At 70.9% G+C, this 4,909-nt stretch carries 7 protein-coding genes; 4 read left to right on the forward strand and 3 right to left on the reverse strand.

Annotated features, from left to right (window positions below; all coding sequences use genetic code 11):
* A partial coding sequence (locus CCN33_RS01215; protein ID WP_140394443.1) for a P-loop NTPase family protein occupies positions 1–553 on the forward strand: 553 nt, incomplete at its 5' end.
* Between the two features lie 12 nt (positions 554–565).
* Here CCN33_RS01215 and CCN33_RS01220 read toward each other — a convergent pair.
* Positions 566–1,147 carry a flavodoxin family protein gene (locus CCN33_RS01220; RefSeq protein ID WP_086690149.1) on the reverse strand — a complete coding sequence of 194 codons (582 nt, stop codon included), beginning with the start codon at positions 1,145–1,147 and terminating at the stop codon, positions 566–568.
* 185 nt (positions 1,148–1,332) lie between these two features.
* Between CCN33_RS01220 and CCN33_RS01225 the strand changes: the two genes are divergently transcribed.
* Positions 1,333–2,364: a tetratricopeptide repeat protein gene (locus tag CCN33_RS01225; RefSeq protein WP_244173533.1), complete on the forward strand. Its 1,032-nt coding sequence runs from the start codon at positions 1,333–1,335 to the stop codon at positions 2,362–2,364.
* A 7-nt stretch (positions 2,365–2,371) separates the two neighbouring features.
* Here CCN33_RS01225 and CCN33_RS01230 read toward each other — a convergent pair whose 3' ends face one another.
* Entirely contained in the window at positions 2,372–2,740 is a 369-nt protein-coding gene (locus CCN33_RS01230; RefSeq protein ID WP_086690151.1) for a hypothetical protein, read from the reverse strand.
* A 212-nt stretch (positions 2,741–2,952) separates the two neighbouring features.
* Here CCN33_RS01230 and CCN33_RS01235 point away from each other — a divergent pair, with 212 nt between their 5' ends.
* Positions 2,953–3,192 carry a hypothetical protein gene (locus tag CCN33_RS01235; protein WP_140394444.1) on the forward strand — a complete coding sequence of 80 codons (240 nt, stop codon included), beginning with the start codon at positions 2,953–2,955 and terminating at the stop codon, positions 3,190–3,192.
* 87 nt (positions 3,193–3,279) lie between these two features.
* On the opposite strand, the gene CCN33_RS01240 is transcribed toward CCN33_RS01235, so the two are convergent.
* Positions 3,280–3,678: a hypothetical protein gene (locus CCN33_RS01240; RefSeq protein WP_140394445.1), complete on the reverse strand. Its 399-nt coding sequence runs from the start codon at positions 3,676–3,678 to the stop codon at positions 3,280–3,282.
* Positions 3,679–4,617: 939 nt separating this feature from the next.
* Here CCN33_RS01240 and CCN33_RS01245 point away from each other — a divergent pair.
* Positions 4,618–4,830, forward strand: a complete 213-nt coding sequence (locus CCN33_RS01245) for a hypothetical protein (protein ID WP_086690156.1) — start codon at positions 4,618–4,620, stop codon at positions 4,828–4,830.
* Positions 4,831–4,909 lie beyond the last annotated feature (79 nt).

The following is a 4,909-nucleotide window of genomic DNA, read 5'->3' on the forward strand; positions in this document are numbered from 1 at the left end:
TCAGCAGCAGCCGGGTGCGGGCACGCTGCGCTATCTGCTGGTCGCCCCGGCGGGCCGCACCCGGCTGCTGCTGACCAAGTACGCGACCGTCCTGGCCTTCTGCCTGCTGGCCACGCTGGTGGTCGCGGTCTCCGCGCTGGCCGTGGGCGCGCTGCTGTTCCCGCTGGGGGAGGTCACCACGATCTCCGGTACGCGGATCGGGTTCGGCGACGGGCTGCTCCGGGCGCTGCTGATCGCCCTCGCCGTGGCGGCCTCGCTGACCGGGGTGGCGGCGCTCGGGCTGTTCGTGTCGACGCTCACCAACAGCGGGATCGCGGCGATGGCGACCACGGTGGGGCTGCTGATCACCGTCCAGATCCTCGACCAGATCCCGCAGCTCCACGCGATCCAGCCGTACCTGTTCTCGCACTACTGGCTGTCCTTCGCGGACCTCCTGCGCGACCCGGTCCTCTGGGACGACCTCCGCCGCAACCTGGTCCTCCAGGCGGTCTACGCGGCGGTGTTCGGCACGGCCGCGTGGGCGCGGTTCACGGCGAAGGACATCACGGCGTAGGGCGGACACGCCCTAGCGGCCCGGGAAGCGGGCGGGCGAGGTCTCGCCCGCGAAGAAGGTCTTGGCGCGGGCCAGTGCCCCGGCGTCGTCGCGTACGTCTCCCGGCCCACTGCCGTTGCCGAGCAGCACCCCGCCGAAACGCATCCCCAGGTACGCGGCGGAGTTGTTCAGGCTGCCGATCAGGGGGTCGGCGACCGAGGGGTCCCGATCGGCGAGCGCCGTCACGCCCCACAGGGTCCGGCCGGCCATCGCGTCCTTGAAGCCGGCTCCGGGGATGCGCAGCCAGCCCGACCAGTGGTCCACGTAGCGCTTGGTGAGGCTGGAGAGGGAGTACCAGTACAGCGGCGAGGCGATCACCACGTCCGTCGCGGCGAGGGTGGCGTCCAGCAGCATTCCGGCGGGGGTGTCGGGGGCGGGGCGCACGTGGTCGCTGTCGTGCCGCAGGTCCTCCGCCTCGGGCAGCGGCAGCCCGGCCAGCCTGATCCACTCCTGCTCCACCCCCTCCGGCAACTGCTCGGCGGCGGTACGGGCCAGGAACTCGGTGTTCCCCTGGGTGCGGGCGCTGCCCAGGACGAAGAGGAATCTACGGCGCATGAGGACCCCTGGGGCGAGAGAAGTTGAATCCGCATGCATCTTATGCACATGCAAGTAGTGCTCCGCAAGGGCGGCTGGTGCGAGGCTGTGACGTCGCGGTGACGCGCGGGCGCGTCGCGGGCGGCGAGACTGGACGCAGGAGGCGTACGACCGGGCGCGGCGCCGGGGGGAATGAGGGAACAGGGATGTCTCGACTCAGCTTCGAGAAGCGGCGCGCGGACCGGCCGGTCCAGGTCCGTGTCTCGGCCGCCGGCACGGCGTCGGTCGCCGGGGCCCCCGTCCTCCGGGCCCCGGACGAGGACATCCATGACGCGGTCCTCGACCACCTCCGCGATCTGGCCACGTCCCGCGGCGCCCCGATACGGGCCACCATCCACGACGACGCGGCGGGGTGCCTGGTCCCGCTGGAGATATCGCCGGACGGGACGACACGGATGACGGGCGAGCCGACGAGGCTGCCCGCGGCGCCGGGGACGGTGCAGCCGCCCCGGGGGGTGTTCGGTCCGCCGCCGGTGATGGGGGGTGCGGCGGCGGAGCCCATACCGGAGCGGAAGCCCCGGGCTGCCTCCGGCACTGTCAACTTCAGGAAGCCGAAGCCTGATCCGGGGCTCAAGGCCGCCCCCGAGCCGGCTCCCGAACTCGTCCTCGGTCCCAAGCCGGCCCCCGAGGCCGAGCCCGAGCCCGTTCCGCCGAGCCGGTTCGACGCCATCGCGGAGGAGATGCTCGCGGAAGTGCCGGTGGGGGAGACGGCGGACGGGGCGCAGGTGTGGACGGCGGCGCTGGGACGCGTCGGGGACGCCGTACGGGACGGAGAGGTCGAGCGGGCGGCCGAGTTGGCGAGCCGGGCCGTGGCGAAGGCGTCCGGGGCGCTGGGGCCCCGGCACCCCGAGGTGCTGCACTTGCGCGAACTGTGCGCCTACATCGCGTACTTGACCGGCGACCCGGCCCGCGCCTTCGACCTCTCGCTGGACCTGGCCCGCAAGCGCGCCGAGTCGGGCGACCCGGCGGCGGCCTACAGCAACGTGCGCAGCGCGGCGACCGCGTGGCGCGTGGTGGGCGACGCGGAGCAGGCCCTCCGGATGGGCCGCGAACTCATCGACGTATGGACCGCGTTGGCCTCGCGGCCGGGCCCCGCCGCGTCCGACCCCCGCCCCCTGGAGTCGGCCCACACCCGGATGACCCGGCTGACGGCCCGCGCGGCGGCGGCCGAGGCGTGAGGCCGGCTCACTCGCAGCTCTCCCCGACCCGCACCACCCCGAGGACGACCGGGTAGTCGGTGATCTGCTGGTTCGGTCCCGGCCGGGTCTCACAGATCTTCCACTCGGCCGGATCGTCCACCGAACGCCCCTTACCGCTCACGTCCTTGAAGGCCACCTCGGTGTCGGGGCCCATCTGCTCGGCCGCGCGGCCGGCGTTGCCGCCGATGAGGTCCATCATGACCGCGGTGACGGGCTGGGGACGCGGACTCGCGGACGCACTCGTGGACGCGGTGGCCGTGGCGGCGGGGGCAGAGTGCCCCGCCCCCGCGCACGCGGTGACCGGGGCCAGCAGGGCGACGGCGGCGACGGGTCCCAGGAACTGTCTTTTCGTCATGCCCCTGTCTACTACGGAACGCAAACCTCGTCCCCTCGGGGGCCGCCGGTACGGTCCGCGTCCCGGGTCGGCCATGTGTTCGCTCCGGGCCGGACCACGTAATGCGCCGAAAAGGAGCGATGCTTCCCGATACCATTATGCGGTTCCTGGGCGGGTCGTGCGTTACGCCTTGGCGAGAGGAGTTGAACGTGCTCTTCGTGCAAGGAGCGTCAGTGACCGCTGTAGTGCGCGGCAGTCTCGGAGAACCGGTGATCCTGCTCGCCGGTGAATCCTGTCCGGGAATGCTGGATAGGCGCTGGATTGAAGTAATTCGGGCGGCAGCTATCCTGCTGGATGCGACCGAACTGCAATGCCTGTGGGCCGCGATGTGCACTTTGAGCATGCGGGCCCCGGATTCCCTCGTCGCGGCCGACGAGAATGTGCTCGCCCTGTACAAGGTGCCCTCGGTCTGACCCGGTCCCCGTGTCCCGGGTCCTGACACAGTACGGCCGCCCGTGGTCAGGAACCCTGACCACGGGCGGCATGGAGGACCGGACCGGTCAACGACGCCAGTAGGGCAAGCACATCCCGCGGTGGTGGAAGCGGTCCCACCGGTAGCGGTAGGTCATGCGGTGACGGTCGTCGAACCAACGGCAGGAACGACCCCGGTCGCGCCAGTCGTGGTCGTGCCAACGGCCGTTGTCGTACCGACGGTCGTCGTCGTACCGACGGCCGTCGTCGTACCGGCGGTCGTCGTCGTACCGGCGGTCGGCGTGACGCAGCCCCCCGAGGCCGCGATCCATGTGCCGGTCGCCGTCGAGTCCGTCACGGTGTGAGGCCGTCGGCGCCGAGGCGACGGAACCGTCGAGCGGGGCGGCGGAGGCCTGCGTGGCCAGCGGTGCCACCACCACGCCCACGGCCAGGAGCGCGCCTGCCACTCCCTTGGCAATATTCTTCACTGCTTCTCCTTTCGAGCCGGGATGGAGCGGTTTTCCGTTCCACCGGCGGGTCGAAGCTATCCCACATTCCCCGTCCGTCACCGGCGGTGAATTCCCCGCGCCCTGGGGTCGATGGAGTGTATGGACGGGGGAAAGTACAGGTCAAAGGCCCTTTCTTGGCGGGCCTTCCGCGGCCTTTTCCGGAACTCTCGAGGCCACTCCATAAGGTGAACCGACAGGCGGATCAAGGAGTGGTAAAAATGGCGAGCCGTGATCTTTCACGCTTTCTCGGCGCCCCTCGAAAAGTGGAGTGACGCGTGGGAAAGGGCCGGGACCGAACGGTGGGGGGCGGGAATTCCGGCCGGAGGCCGCCCCTGGTTCCGTCGAGGGCGCCGGCGGGAGAGAAGTCCGGTGAGGGATCGCCCGGAGGGCGTAGCGCCGGCGGATCGCGCCCCTGGTGCCGGTGTGTCGGCGTCGTGCGCCCGGCGGTCCGGCGGTTCCGGCAGAGGCCCCCCGCAGGGGGGGGGCTGAGGGCCCGCGCCGCCGTCGGTACGGAGAACGCGGTGCGTTGTCCGTAACCAGCCCTTTGAGCTGGGAATTTGCGATTGATCAGGTCTCAACTGTTGAACGGCTGAGCGAATTTGAACGCATGTCGGACATGGAAGGTTTGCATCAGAGCTCCGCTTTCGGCTACCGTCCAGGCCCTCCGAACGAAACGTCCGGAGACATTGGACAGCGGATGTGTGGCACGACTGCGAATTCCCTTCTCGTAGTGCCGCTGTTCAGGCCGCTGCGGCCGGGCGCCCCACGCCCGGCCGCAGCGGAACGGAGAAACCGCCGGACCGGTTCCGTCGATCCTCGGGTGCCCACCCGAGCCGACGGCCGGCCCCGGAGGGGCCTCCTGATCGCCGTGCGGCCGCCCACCGGCCGCGCGTCCTTACCCGAATGAGAGGAATTCCCATGGACATCAAGCAGCTCGACGCCGAGACCGCGGAACTGCTGCCGGGGCGCGAGGCGCTGGCCCGGTTCTCCTTCAACCTCATGAAGTCGACGTCCATCTCGAAGAAGCTGCTGAACCTGGACGCCCACAACGAGTCCGCGGCCGTGAACCAGTTCTCGCCGCTGGCCGTCGCGCAGTCTGCGGCCTCGCAGGCCATCAACGTCCACCAGTAGTACGTCGACGCCGCGGGGCAGGCGCAATCTGCCCCGCGGCGTCCACCGGGCGCCGTCCCCTCCCGGTCGACCCGGGCGG

Origin of the sequence: Streptomyces recifensis (assembly GCF_002154615.1) — a bacterium.
Classification (GTDB): Bacteria; Actinomycetota; Actinomycetes; order Streptomycetales; family Streptomycetaceae; genus Streptomyces; species Streptomyces griseoluteus.